The following is an 18,376-nucleotide window of genomic DNA, read 5'->3' on the forward strand; positions in this document are numbered from 1 at the left end:
AAAAATAATACGGATGAACACCACTGGTGACGAATGACTGGTTGTATGGATCGGCCCACTTAACATACGCACTCAATCATTGCCGTTTGGGTAGGGCACCTTCCATATAAGGATCAAACCATAGATCTGTAATGTGGTAGGCAATATGAAGGCCACCCCCGTAATTCATTCGGGTGCGCACTTCCAGGTTGTAAGCTTCGTTCGCCTTGGAATAAACCCAGCGCAAGTCCATTTTACTCCGGAGGTCATGGGTAAAGGACTGGGTGACCTTGATCTTGTTCCGTGCTCCGAAGATCATCGAAAGTAATCCTTTCGGTTTAGGCACACAGGTCACGATGGCGTGCATCAAAGCGTACCGTCCGTTTTCATCGAAGCGATTACCTAGGCCAGCCACGATTTCAAATACTTGCGCCCCCTTCAGGTTGGTGAGTATCGGATGCCAATCACCATCCGCCGGAGCTTCCAGTTTCTCCGGGGTTGATCGATAAGACCCACGACGACCAGTCGCAGTAATGGTCCCTCTTACGTCCAGTGGTGTACTCGGATAGTTGGTATTGATCCCTACGTGGCCATTTTGTTTGAGCAACAGCATAGTTTTCCCCTGATGGTTGGAGAAAATCAACTTGCTGGCATCACTCGAAAGCCTTAAAGTCCAGTGGGGCGGCTTCTTGCTCGATTTGAGGTCTTTATAAAATGAGATTAGTCGCTGCTTGTCCTTGTCCGCAACAATCGTGAAGTTTTCACTTAACCAATCTTCGAGATTATCATCCTCCAGATTGTAAAATGAATCTATGAGCGTACCAAAACTTGTTTCAGTCGGCTTTAATCCTTTTCGGAACAGTTCTTTTAGTTTCTCTCTTCCCTGTTTAGCCATTACTCATCGTTTCGAATTACAAAATCCTCATCCAGGTAAAGCTCTTCAATGCCAGCCTGATCCGGCGCTTCGTACTGATCAATGGAAATCGTGGTGATCACATGTTTAGAAGCAGTAGTCAATAAAGACCAGGGGTATTTTCCCTGTATTTTTTCTTTGTCAACTTCCTCTTCTTCCATTTCGATTTCCGGTGTATTTTCTCCGGTATCCAACACTTCATAGTGCAACCATTCTTCTCCCGGAAGCACACACCAGCCCTCGGTTCGGTCCGATGAACCATTTACCTTTTCTACCAAACTGCTCCTGGTCACAAATGCCACATAATCTTGCTCATAAACTAACCGCTCAATTCGGAGTAAAAGCTCATCCAGATCCGAATTCCCCGTTTCCTTGTTTACAAATTCCTTTAATGTGAAAAGCAACATATTACTACGCTCCTTTACTTCCTCGCCTCTACCAAGTTTCACACGAATAGAAAATAACTGAGCCTCATCCTTAGGATTCGTGACATTGAATTCCAATGTATCTCCTGCATAGGTTTCCGCTTGCAATGGGGGCAACAATTCTTCCTCACCGCCCTCCAGGTTCTGATTGACTTTTAGGAGGGAAACTTTGGTGACGAATTCAATATAATCTCGTGATTGAATAAATGATTCCACCTGCGCAACAGGGATCTTTCTTTGAAAGGATGGTGCTTCCTCCGTGCCTTTTAGCCAGGGGGAGATAAAGGACTTCAATTCCCGATTCAACTGCTGGTGATAAAAACCAACATCCACACCTCGCTTAAATTTGACATTGGCAAAGACGCGCAGTTTTTCGTATAGGGGATTGATCACAGTTAATTTCACAAACGGAGAAGTCATTGTCTCCAGGTACTTCCTGATCTCCCGCAGCTCGCTGATGCTTACCGTAGGCGTTTCCTGATACAACGAAGCCCGATTATTGGTCTTTGGAATCACTACGAGAATTACTCTTCCCGGTGACAAGCCCATCATCCCTAAATCCGTCGCACTTAGACAAAGTATCTTATTCACCGAAGGAAAATGGTCAAGCACAATTCTTTCGTAACCATAGAGGTCTACACAGCGATTTTTGTGACGAAGCCGTTCCGAAATACGTGCATCTAACGAAAGGTCACTTTCGGCTCCCTGTCCACCTTGAGATTCCAGGGCCTGAGAGATGGTATCTATTCCAACCAGCTCTTGTTCTGAAGCAGCAATACTTCCAGGAGCAAGATTCTCATCCAGATCTCTGAACCCCTCTGATTTACGATCATAGGTCAGCTCAATGGCTTGGGTCGATATTTCTGTGACCATTCCAAGCACCTCGGTGTGTTCCAATGCGCTAACCCTGATCCAGTATAGTTCGTTTGTTAAAATGGTATTATTAGACGTATCAAAGGGTCCGACATCCAGTTTCACAATCCCGGAATGCAACAAGCGATCGGTAGAATCTTTGATGATCTGGTCCGACTGAAACCTTCGCCAGGAATTGTCTTCCAAATACGCCCAGTAGATCTTAGGTGATTTATCCGTCACCTGCTCAGTCACTCGTTCCTTCATGTTAAAAAAGAGGGTGAGCGTATCAAAAGGCTTTAGGTCCTTCACTCCTATATAAAGAATACCTTCCTGCCGGAATTGTGGAATGAAGGTGGCTCCGGTTTTGCGTCCACCAATCGGAATCTCATTGTAACCCTCAAATGGCAACAAGTGATGGAATCTCGTTTTGAAGTCTTTGGCCTTCTTATTTTTCGTGAATTCTAAAGAAAAACTTGCATCATAGTCCAGCGTCACCCGATTGATCTTGGGCGTGTAAGGCAATTCCGGCAACTCCATCTCCTCATCGCGATTGAACATATTGGACAACCAGCGGGTAGCATTCCTTGCATTGTTAAAGGCAAGTTTCGACAAGAGGTTAGGATAAAATTGATGACCAAAAGCATCACTCGGATTTGACAATTGCAGTTTCAAAAAACCACGTTTTGAGCGATGATCGTAATGCAATTCTTCCGGGTTCCAGCTGAAATCTTTTTCAAAGGCCAGCCGTGAAGTGTCTACATCCTCCAATGAGACATGCGTACTGAGGGTGTTGTTTTCCTGACTTTCTACTTCGTTTTCAAACAAATTAAATTCCTGCTGCTCATTTGTCAAAGGCGCCCAATCTCCATTTTTGAGAACGGACAACTTGGCTTTGAAAGAGTGATTTTCTATCCCTAAATCGTAGAGGTTATAATAAGCCCTGAATCCACCGGAATCTTTTGGCAGGTCCATCCACTCAATATTGACTCCCAAATGGTTCACATCCTTTCTGAACAACTCAGAGTTTCCTAAGATCAAATAAGAATCCAGATTAGGTGTAGGTCCAAAGGGTGCGAACGGCATAGAAATATCAAGGGGGCCCAGTTGGTTGTAGCCTACCAGGCTTTTCAGACCTCTCACCGATACCCGACAATCTATTTTGTCCAGGTTGATGCTGGAAAAGAAATCGTAGGGATAAACAAAGGCCGTAGGGTTGAGCTCAAATCGAACTGCCGGTGAATGGAAGTATGAAATATCATCTTCTTCATAGACCAGTGGCTCAAGTCCGGGTGAGTTTTCATCCAGCACCAACAGCACCTTGATGGTATAGTTCTTTTTCTTACTTCCGGGATACAGTTCCGGACATGTAACTAACGTTGGATCAATCTTGACCCACCCTTCTGCTGATGTATAATAGATATTGAGACAATCACGGAACAACCGCTTGATGGATGATGGGTCTTTTTTTCCTTCGAAGGTGGCCAGAAACTTATCAAGGTGATTCAATTCATGCCGGATCCGGATTTTGCGCTCAATGAGCCTGATGAAATCTTTCAGCCGAACATCCATCATTTTTTCGGCGAGCGTCTCTCCGTCATCAGCCGCCGTTTCCAGAAATGCTTTGACTGGTGTCGCCGCAAAATCTCCTCCATTGATCCTAAAAATGGAATTGAAGAAGTAATCACTAACGAGATAGTCTTCTTCTGGCAAAACCTCCGTCTTATCATCGATCGACAGAATGGCCATGTTTTTCAAAAAGAAATTACCAATGGTAGCTTCCACGCCCCTTTCTGTCTGATTTAGCTCCGTGGACAATATGTGTTTAAGGCGAACATTACCGAAATTTCGGACTTTGCCCATATCCTTCAAACTGCTTTTCAAAACCTCTACCAAGCCGAAAGCACGGGTGCTGCAGTGGATATCAAATTCCAGGTTACGGCTTTCTTCCTTTAGCAATAGATAAGGACTCTCGATAACGAATCCAAAATGAGCGTTTTCATGTCCACTGGCTCCAAGGTCTCCCAAAATGGGCCAATCTTCATCAGTCGCTTGCAAGGGGTATTCAAATTGATGCAGGTTCAACGTTTCCGAGCTGCTGTCTTCACTTCGCTCTACATGAATACCTTTTAATGCGCCAATGGTGGCCCTGTTTAAGACGGTGGATTGGATGCTGCGATAAATGATATCGCGGCCCTCGCTATCCTGTCCGGCTATGAAGGCGGTTTCCCTGGGTATTTCATAACTATTGAACCCTTCAGCCAACTGTAGATTGACAATGGCCTGATCCGCATTACCATCCCTGGGACGAAATTTCAATAAGTCTTTGAAATAAAATGATTTATGCCTGGCTGGGAAGGTATTGATGCTTTCACCCGAATGGTGCAAAAGATCTGCGAATGCGATCAGCATGGCCAAATGGGGTTGATGCCCGTCATGGCCAAAAGAGAGTTCCAGAAACTTCTCTGTCTGCGACTGTAAGAAAACAACACTATGCGTCATTTGCCTGAAAAGGCGCTTGATCTGATCAAAGTACTCATTGGATTGGAATTCATCCGCACCATGAAACAAACGGATCTTGGCCTTGATCTGCTCCTGAAAACGATGCATCTCATCCAGCGCCATTTTCCACTCTTTATTGATGTTTTGCGCTGATTCCGGCACATTGGCCCGTTCGATACGGGTACGATAATCCGAGAACTTATTGACCAGATTATTGGCTACTGAAGCCGCTCGTCCCAAGAACAATTGCCGGGCATGACCTCTGCCTTTTTTCGCCCAAAGCATGTGACGCGAAAACTGATCCTGAAATGTCTTGACATCTAAACTCCGGACTTCAGCCAAAGGTATGATCTCGTCCATTTCAAGCAATCGACTCCACCGACCATTTTCTTTGTTGGTTTCATCGTAGAACTTGACGTACTTGGATATTTCGTACAAATACCTGATACGGGCATATTTGGTACGATCCTCCATTTTCACGAAATCCTCGGCGAGTGCTTCCGGAAGTCGCTGCTTTTGGGTCGTCCCTTCGTGTTTGATATTTGTATGTGTCTTACTCAATTTTTAAGATCTGTTCCTTCCAAAAAGTAAAATGGATAGACAATATTAGATCGTGTATTGGTCTGCCGCACATTGTACGACACATCTATATTGACCAATCCTTCCAGTTTATTATCCGTATGAACTTCTACTTCCAGCACCTCGATTCGGGGCTCATATATGACCAATGCTCGCTCCACCGTATCTTTCAATCGGCTCTTTAGTGTGGTATTGATGTCTTCAAAAACCATGTCATGAATACCGCATCCAAAATCCGGATTCATCAATCTTTCACCAGGCCTGGTAGAAAGGATGATCCAGATACTCTCACGAATATCCTCATCCGCTTCGGTCATTTTCACACCTCCGGCACCTCTTTCAAACGTAGGGGGAAAACTCCATCCCCTACCTAAAAATGACTTTTCATCGCTCATCCTCCAATCATTACCGTGGGTAAACCCAAAACAATACTTCCCCCATGTGCCGTGGTGTCTCCCATTCTGGCGGCAGGTTTTCCTCCTATCATGACAGTCGCCGAACCTTTGACAATGGAGTCGGGCGGACCTACACACACGCAGGAATCTCCCATGACAGCAGCAGGCATGCTACCTATCAATACCGTGGGAGCGCCTGGTCCAATGATCGGGCCACCTACATGGGGTATCGGTGGTACCGCAGGGGTTTGCATCGGGCAAGTGTGCATATCTGTTATTCTCGCAGCTGGGGGCATATCTCTATTCCTTTAATTAATCATCACCATGGCTCCTTTTACCGTCACATTACCAGATGCTTTGAGCTCTGCAGAAGCACTACCCTGAGCCGAAAAGGTGGTGTCTGCTTTTTGCTCGATCTTCATTCCGCTTACAGAAACACCAGAAGTGCCCTTTTCCGTCAACTTGGCACTGGAGGTAATCTCCGTATCCTGAGCGGACTTTAATACCAGTTTTTTAGCGCTATTGATTTCAATACCGGAGTTGTCCATCACAATCTTATTCCCATTCTGATCCTCCAGTGCGAGTCCTTTGTCCTTATCACTGATTGCCAATGAGTTTCCACCAGGTGTCTCCAGAGTCAATACTTTGTCCTTCTCATCAAAGGTGATTTTGATCTTTTCTTTGCTAATGAATGCTTTGGTTTCGTTCTTTTTCTCGGGGGTCTCTCCAGGAGGTAGTTTGGAACTATGCACTGAGCCGAGGATAATCGGATATCGAGGATCATCATTCAAAAACCCAAGTACCACTTCATCATTCACCTCAGGATAAAAGAAAGCTCCTGATTTATTCGTGGCATAAAAAGTAGAAAGTCTTGCCCAAACTGTGTCTTTGTCTTGTTGCATGATCGGGACTTTCACTTCTACCCGAAAATTATTGTCGGGATCTTTTTCGATGGATTTCACCACGCCTATCTGCAAACCCGCAACCGGGGGTAAGAGCCCACCAGCCGGAGGTGCAGCCACGTTTGGTTTCGATTCATGATACCAATCCGCAGGCATGCCCAGTAGCACTTCAGTTTTCCACTTGTCATCAACGATGTGATTTACCCCTCTGATAAATGCATTACCATTGAAGTGTGTTCCCATACCAGCGAGTTCTAACATGCCTCCGGGAACTACTTTGGAAGACCCAACAATGGTTACCCTTCCGGTAAAGGAAGCCAGTTGCGCACGTGTAAGCTTGGCAGAAGCCCAACTCTTCAGGTCTGCTGATTCCATGTTCCCTACGGACTGCATGTTAAATTCACTTACACCCAATACTCCAGCGAGTTTTTTAGGTGTAACATCACCGGGCATTTTCAGACTTGCTTTCCCGGCGCCATCCACTAATTTTTGATCCCCATCTGCCCAGGCATAGCCACTTGCTTTTTCCAATTGGTCCTCTGCGTTCATCTCCACCTCGAAATCGAAAATCGAACCATCGGCAAACGACGCCTTTATTTCAGGAGAAACAGAGGTATCTGGCGGTTCGACAGTCGCTTTACCTCCATCAACATTGACCAACATGCCATTGGCATCTGCTCGCATCAACATGAAATCCCAATCGGTCGCATTGAACTGCATCATGTTTTTGTGCTGGTAGGTCGTTGCTTTCACCGTGGCACTTCCTCCTCCGTCAGACACCAACGAAGAAATAATGTCACTGTCTTTCTTCTTCGCGAAAAAAGCGTTTTTACGACCAATGGTCATTTTCGTCAATTTGTCTTTGCACTCTACTACAAGGCTGGAACCATTGTCATCGGAAGTGATCATATGCTTCATGATCACTCCTTTATAAACAGAAGTATTTTTGGATTCATAGCCAAGCTTCACTTCCACTTCTGCTCCTGGCAAAAACTCTTTTCCGGCACTTACAGGAAAGTCCGTTTGTGAAGGAATTCCATCAGCGATTGTAATAGTAGCCGTAGGGATCTGATTGATTTCCTTATTTACTTCCACATGCATTATCGCAAAAGCAGTAGCCACATTTTTGCCACCGACCATGATCTCATAGGTAAACGGGTCGCCTAAATCTTCAACTGGGGAATTAGCCATGTTACTGCTTTAGAGGTGGAAATTGTAAGGTGGTCCCTGGCTTAAGAAAAGTAAACGTATCCAGCTTGTTGTGACGAGCTATTTGCTGATAGACAGAAATGTCTTTGTATATCTTATAGCATAAAGCTGGCAAAGTATCTCCTGCCGAAACCGTAATGGTATGGGTCATATCAGGAGAGCTTAATTTTATTCTCTTCTTGGTCTCTTCCTCGTCTGAGGCACCGATAAACTCTGCTATGATCTTCGCTCGGATCGGAGTTCCATCTTCCTTGAACAAGGTATATTCCTCTTTGTAGGTTTCCATCTGGCTATTAAAAACCAATGTCCCCCAGGATAATTGTAAAAACGGAGTTCGGTGAGTTTGCCCATTGATTTTAAAGACCATCTTCCGAAAAGTATCCAGCATTTTCGGAACAGATTTTCCTTTCAGGCCGGTTGGAGCTTCCACCACTCCTGTGGCATCAAACACGAATTCAAACTTCAATGTTTCCGGTTGCATTCCCCAGAATATTCGCTTGTTCTCGCCTCCGATGGTCTCTACGGATTTCAGGTCAATTTTATACTCACGCGTGTACTTCTCCGGATTGAACATCACCGTGAACGGACTCCCGTCTTTTTGTTTGCACGCGGGATCTTTACAGGCCTGTATTTTGAGCTTAGTAAGCGCCATTTACCGTTTATTCCGTTTATCTAGCTTTCGCAACACTTTTTTAACACAAGCGTTGACCAATTCATTTTTATCAAATGATACCTTGTCTTTTGAGCGGTTCATGTCATCCGTAACGTTGACTTTCACCACTAATTCCCGAATTTCAAGCATATCTCATTATCAGCGAAGGAAGTGATGCCAGTGAAACTGTCTCATAAAATTGATAGGAAAACTCCAGGGTTTCCACCATGATCTTGTTTTCCATGGCATTCATATCAGACGCTTGCATTTTGATTGGCCAGGCATTGACAAAGAACCAACATACGGAGGGCAGACCTTTTTCATCCTTCAACATCACACCGATGTTTTTGGGCTCTACTTCCAGATCAAAGTTGGATTGCAGTGAATTCATGCACCACGTACTCAGGCTGGAAACAGTAGTAACCAAACCTCGCTTCAAAACGAGGTTTGGATACTTGGTCCGGGTTGGAAGTTTATGTATAAATCTATTTTCTCCCCCCTCAGTAACAGATTCTGTATCGAATTCAACAGAAACCCCGGAGACTTCCTGAAAAGCATTATCAACTGAGCTGGTCAGCGCCATAAGGGCGCCCAACCCATCGAGCACACTCACGGAAAAATGGAACCCTACCGGTGGATAGTATTCTTGTCCCAGGATATTGGTGATCATACGCCTGTCAAATCAGATTATGGTTTCAAGCTACCTTTTCCATTCTGAGTAATGCCTTCATGCACAATCTCAATGGTTTCGATCGCTACTTCATTACCGTCTCCTTTTAGATCCGTTACCGTAATTTTAGTAGGCCATGCATTTTCAAGCACCCAGGTCATCAAAGGTGAGCCTGATTCATCCAAAAGATTGATGGTGATGGTCGTTCTAGCGATGGTGTTCATCTTGATCTTACCATACCACTCCCAGAAAGCATTGTCGTCTTTGAACATGCCTTTCTTCATGGTCACGTTGCTGGACTTCACCAATCCTGGCATTTTAGCCGTGCTGAACCGTGGATCGTTACCGGCACGGTACTCAATGATCTGTGATTCTATGTCCATTCCCGAAACCTCCTGAAAAGGAACTTCGCCGAGGCCACTATCTGATCCCATGTCTACATTGAAGTAGAACTTAGGGATCGGCCACATATTTTCTCTAGGGCTTTGAGCTTCTCCTGCCATAGTTTTATTCTTTTAAATTTTTTAAGTCTTTAAATCAATAAGTCGAAAAATCTGCGATTTAAGCTTCAGCCATTTTCTGCTGGAACGTGATCACAATGAATTCTGCAGGTCGTACTACAGCTACTCTTACCGTCACTCTCATGTATCCATCGAGAATGTCGTTGGCAGTCATTGTAGTTCCTAAACCAACCTGAACATCATAGGCTTCGCCTGGGGTAGATCCAAATAGCGCACCCGCTTTCCAAACATTATTGAGGAAGTTCGAGATCATACCCTGAAGCAAGATCCATGTATTGGCATCATTTGGTTCAAAGACGTACGCTCTGGCCGCTGCTTTGATGGACATTTCCAGGAAGATCATCGTACGACGAACGTTGATGTATCTCCAATCCTGGCTGTTGCCATCCAAAGTTCTGGCTCCCCAAACAATCACACCCTGACCAGGGAACGAGCGGATCGCATTGACCGCTTTACCATTCAATGGCATGTTCAGATCATCATTCAGGTCATTATTGATATTGATATTAGGCTCTAGAACAGAGTTTAAGCTCACATTCGCAGGTGCCTTCCACACCCCTCTGGTATTGTCAACTGCTGTGTACAGTCCAGCCATTGCTGAAGCAGGAGGCAATAAGTTGATCTTTTTAACTGCTTCTTTGACGATCAAGCTCTTATAAACGGAAGAGATTCCTCTCAAACGAGCTTCTGCTGCCAAGAGGCCAGCTTCTTCAACTTCGGCCTCTTCTTCGCCCCCGTCTTTTTCCAGGAATACTTTGTACTTACCTGGAGATCCTTCAACGGCTGCTGTCTTCAACTCTCTTGCGATGGCTGCATTGAGTTCAGCGGGCTCAGCTGGAGTGATCAGCGGATCCAGTGTATCATCAAAATTGAGCATAGTGATCTCTCGATCCGACACGACATTGGTTTCCAACCAGGGGAAATAAGCCGCACCGTAATCCAGGAAATTGGCACCAATACCATTTCGGAAATCATTGATTTTCTCTCTGGGATCAAAAGCCACTTCCTGATCCAGTTTAGGCACATCAAATACGCCAATGCGGCTTTGTTCTTTTTTGCAATGCGCCAGAATAGTGGTGTAGATACTGTAGCAATCACCAGGCTCCAAAGTCAAAGCATCCGGGCAAAGCACCATGGTTGGTTCTGGCTCGTCGGCCAACTTACCCACAGCCTCCATCATAGGATCCTTCGCAACATCCCCGGAATAATCTCCCACAGAAACGATCCAACAAGTACCACCTCCATTTTGATAAAACAGACGAATACAATTGTACAAACGGAAAACACCTCCAGTCCACTGGATCTTGTATTCATCGCGAGCCGTACCCAGCGGAAATACATCTTTATCCTGATCTTCTTTAGGCACTACCGAAAACTGATAATCCGGTGCTCCTCCAAAGAATTGCTCAAACTCCACGAGTGAAGTAACCCTGATGGGCTTGTTAGTAACTACTTTACCCAGTTTTTCTGCTTTCTGGGTATAGCCGATAAATGCCGGTACCGCAGTAGCGACTGCTACGACGGAATTAGGAAAGGCATTTTTCTCTTCAATATAAACGCCAGGCGTTTTGTATGATACAGCCATAAGTTAGAATAGTGAGGTTAAGAATTATACATTTATAAAAACTTCATTAAAATATTCATCTGGTTGTTGCTCCATTGGTTTCATGGCTGTCGCATTGCCCAATGGGAGCTTGTCGATCAAGGGCTTTTTCTTACCATTGACCAGCCTTATCTGATAAGGAGATTGTTGCATGAGCTTCAACCTGGAACTAGATTGAAACAGCATGCCATAAGGGCCGATCCCTCGCGATTCAAAACTAATTTTCCCTTCCTGATCTTTGACAGAAAGGGTATTAAGGTCATGATGACCAGAATTGATCCAGTATTTCAAGTAAACTTCTCGTGTAGGAACGACCAACTCTTTTCGCACGACCTCTGTTGCGGCCAAAACTTCAGCTAAACTGACAGCAATTACGGCACAATGACCAGGTTTCAAACCTTGTTTGGACAAATAGAGATCAACGCCACGAACGTTGTATTTTCCATCAGGCATTTCCGCTAAAAGCATGGGAAATGCCCGATCAGTGGAACGTAAGGTTGTGTCATGAAGGATGTCCAAAGGTTCCTTTGAAGGTGGATTCTCTCTAGTGATCGTAACTTCAGGACTAGCGTAGTACGCACCGAGCGAACGACGCATGGGTAACAGGTATTGCTGATCAAATTGATCTGTGCCTGTCGAGCTGACTAAATAAGGTGTGGATTTATTGGTGTACTGCCGCACATCCACCACATTCTTTATACCAGGATAGTTACTGGTCAATTCAAAAGTCAGATAGGGCCTTTCCGTGGAGAGGCTATTCAATCGTTCACGTCCCACACTTGTGGTCGAAACGAAAAGCCCATTGGATGTGGCTTTGAAAATGACTTGATACTTATGGAATAAATCGATCCATTCTGACGTGGGTTGCACATTGACGAAGCTTTCCGTGCTTTCACCGAAGTATTCACTTTTGACCGTGACCGATATCAGTTTTTGGTAAACGCCACTCATCAGTTGTCACTCACCCTCCCCGATGAAATAGATGGTACAACCTCTTTGACTTCTGCAGAATCAAATACCACAAGACGCATTCGGTAGAGAACCGAGGGCACATATTTGGCTCCCAGTCTACTCCAAAGCTGGCTTGATTCATGATAATCCAGGTCAAGGACTGAAAGGCTTAACTTCTGCACCCCCTCCGGCAATCCGCTGCTATTCGAGGAATCGTAAAAATGATTGGATTGAAAGAAAGCAATCGTATCCGAAAGCAACTTCAGTGATTCCTCGTACTTATTGGCACTCGCCGAAAACAGCAGATCTACGTTGAAGGTCAATGGGGATGGTACTCGATTGAACTGCTCGCCATTGGAAACTTTTCCATGTTGATTGAACAGGGAATATTCAATGTTCATATGGGCCAGGGAAATGAGCAGTTTGTCCGAAAATTCGGGATCACTCCCCGCCTGGACACCCGCTACATTAGCCACAATCGCCTTATCTTCCGCCCAACGTGAGGTATTTCGGAAATAGGCGTTGAGTTTGTTCCTGACAAATTGTATCGTTGAAAAAAGTATCAAAAACGAGTGAGTCTAAATGCTGATTATTGTGTGTAGATAAATATATCCCGAGTACCATTATCAGTCAATATAAAAGACATAATAAACCATTAATTATTAGATATATTAATAATTTTATTAAAAAAATACAATAAATGCAAATCATTCACATTAAACGGCACACGTTTTATGTTTCTCATTCACTGATAGATACGTTATGTCATTTGATGCATTAATTGAGGAGAACGGAAAGTAGGTATTAGCAAATCAGTGTATTGTTAAAAAATGCCTGGGATTTCCTTAGTCTGATTTGTTATTTCGGAAATATAGGGACAATTTTCTTCAGTACTTTGAGATTACCTGATGAAACTGCGGATCACTTTCTTCCTGCTTCTTATTTCAGCTCATATGGCCTGCCTTGCTCAGATTAGTGTCATGACTTACAACATTCGATATGACACTCCTAATGATGGCGAAAACTGGTGGGAAAACAGAAAGCAGGATGTGACCGATTTGATCCTTCGCTATCGTCCGGACTTCATGGGCATTCAGGAAGGACTCGACCATCAGGTAACTTATCTGGACCAGATTTTAGAGGAGTATGCATTTGTAGGAATTGGACGTGATGGAGCAGGTATCACCAGCGAATATACCGCCATCTTTTTCGACACGACTAAATACAAATTGATTGAATCAAAAACCTTCTGGCTCTCTCCTACCCCTGATCAAGTATCGCGTGGTTGGGACGCAGCGCTCAACAGGATTACTACCTATGCTAGATTTGAAGCACGAGCTTCAGCAGAACAATTTCACGTTTTTAATGCCCACTTTGATCACATAGGAGTAGAGGCCAGAGAAAGATCTGCTCAATTGATTCTGGAGCAAATCAGCCAATGGAACCTGCTCGATGAACAACTCATTGTCATGGGAGATTTCAATAGTACACCTGAGAGCAAACCCATCAAAACTTTTAATGAATCTCTTGTTGATACTCGTCTCGTTTCAGGCAATAGATCATTCGGTCCGGAAGGCACATTCAATGCCTTTGATAAGGATGCAGAACTGACAGACAGAATTGACTTTGTCTTTGTCAAGAACATCAAGGTGCTCCGACAAAGACATATTGACGACTTGCGACCAAATATGCTTTGGCCTTCTGATCATTTACCCGTCTTCTCCGAACTGGAAAAACTAAAAAGCCGCCCCTAGGAACAACCTAATTCTATGACCTAATTCTCATCGTTTTACCCACAATATCAGGTATTTACATTTACACATAGTGTATGCTTGTCTGTGTTATCAAATCATTAGATTCCTTCACACTTTGGTAACCTTCAGGAAATAATAGAAACTACCTGTTTCCGCAATTTTGCATAAACCTAAAATCACTTGAATCATGAGAAAAACCTTGCTTAATTTATTAGCAATTGGTCTCTTCTTTCCTTTATGGAGTCAACAAGTATTTATCAATGAAATCCACTATGATAATGCAGGTTCTGACCTCAATGAGGGAGTTGAAATTGCGGGTCCTGCGGGAACCGACCTATCCACCTATTCCCTGGTAGCCTACAATGGGAATGGTGGCGCCGACTACAATACTATCAACCTTTCCGGGGTGATTTCCGATCAGCAAAATGGCTTCGGAACCACTTTCGTCGCGATCTCTGGCCTACAAAATGGAGCTCCTGACGGCATAGCCCTGTTTGATGGTACTGCTGTCGTACAGTTCTTAAGCTACGAAGGCGCATTTACAGGCGTTGGCGGAGTTGCCGACGGGATCACGAGTACCGATATTGGCATTGCTGAAGATGGCGGAACTGCCGTAGGCACTTCCCTACAGTTGGCAGGACAAGGAATTGTCTTTTCGGATTTCACCTGGGAAAGCGGTACGAGTACCTATGATGCGGTCAACAATAACCAGACCCTTGGAAATGCTACTCCGGTAGTGTTCATCAACGAGCTCCATTACGATAATGCAAGCTCTGACGTAAATGAAGGTGTAGAGTTAGCTGGAACAGCAGGAACGGATCTGACTGGCTGGACACTTCAGCCCTACAATGGCAGTAATGGAACTGCCTATTCTGCGACTAGCCTATCCGGAAACTTCACTGATCAGGACAATGGCTTTGGATTCATTTTCTTTGCTATTTCCGGCTTGCAAAACGGCGCTCCTGATGGCGTTGCCTTAGTAGATGACCAGGGAGCAGTTGTTCAATTCCTCAGCTATGAGGGATCATTCACAGCGACTAATGGACCTGCCAGCGGATTGACCAGTGAAGACATTGGCATCAGCGAAACGGGCTCTACTCCAGTTGGAGAATCTTTACAATTGACTGGTGCTGGCACAGCATTTGCTGATTTCACCTGGACTATTGCGGTTAGCACTTATAATGCATTGAACGATGGCCAAAGCTTTGGTAGTGGAGGTCCTGATCCTGATCCCGATCCGGCAACAGGTATTGCGTTCATCAATGAGATCCATTATGACAATTCAAGTACAGATGTAAACGAGGGCGTTGAAATCGCGGGAACCGCAGGCCTGGACCTGACCGGATGGACGATACAACCTTATAATGGAAACGGTGGTGCACCATACTCAGCAACTAATCTGTCAGGCACGATCCCAGATCAGCAAGCAGGATTTGGAACCATACTCTTTGCCATTTCAGGCTTACAAAATGGCGCTCCTGATGGGATCGCGCTTATTAATGGCGAAGGTGCAGTTGTAGAATTCCTGAGCTATGAAGGAAGTTTTACTGCCGTTGGCGGAGCAGCAGACGGCACCACGAGTACCGATATCGGCGTGGCAGAAACCAGCAGCACACCAGCAGGCTTTTCACTTCAGTTGACCGGAACAGGCTCTGTGTCTGCTGACTTCACCTGGGCTGCTGCAGCAACGAGTACGTATGATGCCATCAACAATGGCCAGACATTTGTTTCACCTGTTCCTGTGGTTTTCATCAACGAGATCCACTATGACAATGCCAGCACGGATGTAGGTGAAGGCGTTGAAATTGCAGGAACTGCAGGGACGGACCTGACTGGCTACACCCTTGAGTTTTACAATGGCAATGGCGGTGCAGTATACAATGTGACCAATCTTTCCGGAACATTACCCGATCAGGATAATGGTTTCGGTACACTTTCATTTGCGGTCGCTGGTATTCAAAATGGCGCCCCTGACGGTGTTGCCTTGTCGGACCCTGATGGTATGCTCATCGAATTCCTGAGCTATGAAGGAAGTTTTATTGGCTCAGGTGGTAATGCAGATGGTGTGACCAGTACTGATATCGGAGTAGTTGAAACAAGTAGCACTCCAGCTGGTTTCTCGTTACAACTGACAGGTACCGGATCACAAGCCGCGGACTTTATCTGGTCCGCTCCTATCGCTGCTACTTTTGATGCCATCAATACTGGACAAAGTTTTGGTGGTGTGATAGAACCTCCGACTCCAACTTCGGATACCGTAACCGTAGCACAAGCACGCGCACTGCCTCAAGGTAATGCAGTAGTGGTACTGGCAACCCTCACCGCGGCTGATCAATTTGGCGGACCAGCTTACTTGCAAGACTCTACCGCAGGCATTGCTTTATTTGACTCACAAGTACACGGTGATGGAAACTTCCAAATTGGCGATCAACTTTGGATCACAGGGGCGATCGGCGCATTCAACAACCAGATCCAGTTGGTGAATGTAGATACTGCCGTATTGGTGGGCAACAGCCCTGTCACTCCAACGGCTGCTACAGTGGCTGACTTGATCAATCTGGAAGGTCAGTTAGTTACCCTTGACCTGACTTTTGACACGCAACAAGGCTTATTGTATCCTAATTCGAATTATGGCACTTCCGACAATACCGGAGCTGTGGATGTTAGAATAGATGCGGATGTAGACCTGGTTGGCAGACTGATCCCAACGGGAGTGACTAGTGTCACTGGTGTGGTAGGCCGATTCCAAACTAGCCTACAGATCCTGCCTCGTTTCCAATCTGACATCCCCGACGCTGGCGAGTTCGTACCTGCCGGATCAGACATTCCTTTCAATGAAACTTTGGACATTGCCACCTGGAATATGGAGTTTTTCGGAACCACCATTAGCAATTTCGGTCCTTCTGACATCACTTCGCAACGGGACAATGCAGTGACCCTCATCCAGAACCTCAATGCGGATATCATTGCCGTACAGGAAGTTTCTGAAGAGGCCATTTTGGACGAAGCATTGACGATGCTGCCCCAATATCAGCGGGTATGTTCGCCAGTATTTTCACGTTCATTTCAGGCACCAGACCCCAACAATCCATTCCCCCCTCAAAAGCTTTGCTACTTGTATGATACGACAGTAGTAGATTTTGTGGCAGATCGGGTAGTTTTCGATCAATTCTATACCGATGCCAGAACTGGCCTGATCAGCGACCTGGATGATCATCCCGGATCAAGTGGCGCGCAATCCTTCTGGTCCAGTGGACGACTGCCTTACTTATTGGAAGTGGACGCGACCGTAAACGGCGTAACCGAAAGGATTACATTAGTCAACATCCATGCTAAGTCTGGTTCCAGTACCAATGACCTGGCACGAAGAGTGTATGATAATGGTGTATTGAAGGATACACTTGACGCCATGTATGGTAATGACAACCTGATCCTTTTAGGTGATTACAATGATGATGTGGACGAATCTATCGGAGGTGGCCCTTCTTCGTATCAGGTATTCCTCGATGACACGACCAACTACAATGCCCCTACTGGTTCGCTAAGTCTAGCTGGTTTCCGTTCATTCGTATTTTCCGACAACATGATCGATCACATTGCTATCTCGGACGAATTGTTTGACCTGGCCATTGACGGATCGGAGCAGACGTTCATCCCATTCAATCTCATCGATAATTATGCCAACACGACTTCTGATCACCTTCCAGTAATCCTAAGGTTTGATTTGGGAGACCCTATCCCTCCACTAGTTGTGACGAGCGGTGAAGCGCAAACGGTACTTGCTGGCTATGAGCCGGAAGCCACGGCAACACTGGAAGTTGACATAGCGGGGGGTTTAGCTCCGTTCAGCTACGCATGGAGCACAGGTGAAACTACCGCAAGCATCAACGTAACACCTGATGTAACCACCACCTATACCGTAACTGTATCGGATGGTAGTGGTCAAGTCGTAAATCATGAAATTGTTGTAAATGCGAAGGATGTTCGTTGCACCAAGTGGGGTAAACCTGGTGTTAAAATGTGCTTTAAAGGTCGTGACATCTGTGTGAAGGAATTTGCAGTTGAGTGGTTCCGTAGCCAGGGAGCGATTGTGGGCGATTGTGATTGTGCGGAGAATATTGAGATCGTTACCACCTCCGTATCGGTTTATCCTAATCCTTTCCTAAATGAGTTAAGCATCAGCGTGGAAGCAGGGGCAGACAGTGACTTACAGATCACAGTAACCAACTTCCATGGACGTCAGGTACTTGATGAAACCGTGAGTGTCGTTGTTGGTGATAACCCCTTCACTTTTGACCTGACCGGTGAAAGAAGAGGTTACTACGTACTCCGGGTGATCAATCCATCGACTGGTGTGGTCGAAAAAGTAAAGAGATTGATCAAAAGGAGATAGACCGATCAACTCTAAAAAAGAAAAGGGCTACTCCAATGAGGAGTAGCCCTTTTTTAATCTTAAAAAGCTGAAAAGC

13 protein-coding genes are annotated in these 18,376 nt (G+C 45.2%); 2 read left to right on the plus strand and 11 right to left on the minus strand.

Going from position 1 to position 18,376, the window contains the following annotated elements; genetic code table 11:
* Positions 1–76 precede the first annotated feature (76 nt).
* The 11 genes from R8G66_20400 to R8G66_20450 form a co-directional block, all read right to left on the minus strand.
* Positions 77–874, minus strand: coding sequence for a hypothetical protein (locus tag R8G66_20400; GenBank protein ID MDW3194752.1), 798 nt, complete (start codon positions 872–874; stop codon positions 77–79).
* Complete coding sequence (locus tag R8G66_20405) at positions 874–5,232, minus strand: hypothetical protein (protein MDW3194753.1); 4,359 nt, start codon at positions 5,230–5,232, stop codon at positions 874–876. Before R8G66_20405 ends, R8G66_20400 begins: the two co-directional genes overlap by 1 nt.
* Positions 5,229–5,645, minus strand: coding sequence for a GPW/gp25 family protein (locus tag R8G66_20410; GenBank protein MDW3194754.1), 417 nt, complete (start codon positions 5,643–5,645; stop codon positions 5,229–5,231). Before R8G66_20410 ends, R8G66_20405 begins: the two co-directional genes overlap by 4 nt.
* A complete protein-coding gene (locus tag R8G66_20415) occupies positions 5,642–5,941 on the minus strand; it encodes a PAAR domain-containing protein (protein MDW3194755.1) in 300 nt (99 codons plus the stop codon). The genes R8G66_20410 and R8G66_20415 overlap by 4 nt, the downstream gene beginning before the upstream one ends.
* A gap of 12 nt (positions 5,942–5,953) precedes the next feature.
* Positions 5,954–7,738 (minus strand): type VI secretion system tip protein VgrG, encoded by a 1,785-nt coding sequence (gene vgrG, locus R8G66_20420; protein MDW3194756.1) that lies wholly within the window; start codon positions 7,736–7,738, stop codon positions 5,954–5,956.
* Position 7,739: 1 nt separating this feature from the next.
* Positions 7,740–8,408, minus strand: a complete 669-nt coding sequence (locus tag R8G66_20425) for a hypothetical protein (protein ID MDW3194757.1) — start codon at positions 8,406–8,408, stop codon at positions 7,740–7,742.
* Between the two features lie 142 nt (positions 8,409–8,550).
* A complete protein-coding gene (locus tag R8G66_20430; GenBank protein ID MDW3194758.1) occupies positions 8,551–9,078 on the minus strand; it encodes a phage tail protein in 528 nt (175 codons plus the stop codon).
* 17 nt (positions 9,079–9,095) lie between these two features.
* Positions 9,096–9,581, minus strand: a complete 486-nt coding sequence (locus R8G66_20435) for a phage tail protein (GenBank protein MDW3194759.1) — start codon at positions 9,579–9,581, stop codon at positions 9,096–9,098.
* A 58-nt stretch (positions 9,582–9,639) separates the two neighbouring features.
* Positions 9,640–11,184 (minus strand): phage tail sheath C-terminal domain-containing protein, encoded by a 1,545-nt coding sequence (locus R8G66_20440; GenBank protein ID MDW3194760.1) that lies wholly within the window; start codon positions 11,182–11,184, stop codon positions 9,640–9,642.
* Between the two features lie 24 nt (positions 11,185–11,208).
* The gene (locus R8G66_20445; protein ID MDW3194761.1) at positions 11,209–12,153 is read right to left on the minus strand and encodes a hypothetical protein; all 945 of its coding nucleotides are present in this window, start codon (positions 12,151–12,153) and stop codon (positions 11,209–11,211) included.
* The gene (locus tag R8G66_20450; protein MDW3194762.1) at positions 12,153–12,719 is read right to left on the minus strand and encodes a DUF4255 domain-containing protein; all 567 of its coding nucleotides are present in this window, start codon (positions 12,717–12,719) and stop codon (positions 12,153–12,155) included. Before R8G66_20450 ends, R8G66_20445 begins: the two co-directional genes overlap by 1 nt.
* Before the next feature lie 342 nt (positions 12,720–13,061).
* Between R8G66_20450 and R8G66_20455 the strand changes: the two genes are divergently transcribed.
* Together R8G66_20455 and R8G66_20460 are read left to right on the plus strand one after the other, a co-directional pair.
* Entirely contained in the window at positions 13,062–13,907 is an 846-nt protein-coding gene (locus R8G66_20455) for an endonuclease/exonuclease/phosphatase family protein (GenBank protein ID MDW3194763.1), read from the plus strand.
* Positions 13,908–14,094: 187 nt separating this feature from the next.
* On the plus strand, positions 14,095–18,300 hold the full coding sequence (locus R8G66_20460; GenBank protein ID MDW3194764.1) for a T9SS type A sorting domain-containing protein: 4,206 nt from the start codon (positions 14,095–14,097) through the stop codon (positions 18,298–18,300).
* Positions 18,301–18,376: the final 76 nt, after the last annotated feature.

This window comes from Cytophagales bacterium, from assembly GCA_033344775.1.
Classification (GTDB): Bacteria; Bacteroidota; Bacteroidia; order Cytophagales; family Cyclobacteriaceae; genus JAWPMT01.

What these genes read in the sequence shown, in the direction of transcription:
- R8G66_20460 (MDW3194764.1), top strand. Translation starts at nt 14,095, where the DNA reads ATGAGAAAAACCTTGCTTAATTTATTAGCAATTGGTCTCTTCTTTCCT.
- R8G66_20410 (MDW3194754.1), bottom strand. Translation starts at nt 5,645, where the DNA reads ATGAGCGATGAAAAGTCATTTTTAGGTAGGGGATGGAGTTTTCCCCCT.
- R8G66_20445 (MDW3194761.1), bottom strand. Translation starts at nt 12,153, where the DNA reads ATGAGTGGCGTTTACCAAAAACTGATATCGGTCACGGTCAAAAGTGAA.
- vgrG (MDW3194756.1), bottom strand. Translation starts at nt 7,738, where the DNA reads ATGGCTAATTCCCCAGTTGAAGATTTAGGCGACCCGTTTACCTATGAG.
- R8G66_20400 (MDW3194752.1), bottom strand. Translation starts at nt 874, where the DNA reads ATGGCTAAACAGGGAAGAGAGAAACTAAAAGAACTGTTCCGAAAAGGA.
- R8G66_20430 (MDW3194758.1), bottom strand. Translation starts at nt 9,078, where the DNA reads ATGATCACCAATATCCTGGGACAAGAATACTATCCACCGGTAGGGTTC.
- R8G66_20455 (MDW3194763.1), top strand. Translation starts at nt 13,062, where the DNA reads ATGAAACTGCGGATCACTTTCTTCCTGCTTCTTATTTCAGCTCATATG.
- R8G66_20435 (MDW3194759.1), bottom strand. Translation starts at nt 9,581, where the DNA reads ATGGCAGGAGAAGCTCAAAGCCCTAGAGAAAATATGTGGCCGATCCCT.
- R8G66_20440 (MDW3194760.1), bottom strand. Translation starts at nt 11,184, where the DNA reads ATGGCTGTATCATACAAAACGCCTGGCGTTTATATTGAAGAGAAAAAT.
- R8G66_20425 (MDW3194757.1), bottom strand. Translation starts at nt 8,408, where the DNA reads ATGGCGCTTACTAAGCTCAAAATACAGGCCTGTAAAGATCCCGCGTGC.
- R8G66_20415 (MDW3194755.1), bottom strand. Translation starts at nt 5,941, where the DNA reads ATGCCCCCAGCTGCGAGAATAACAGATATGCACACTTGCCCGATGCAA.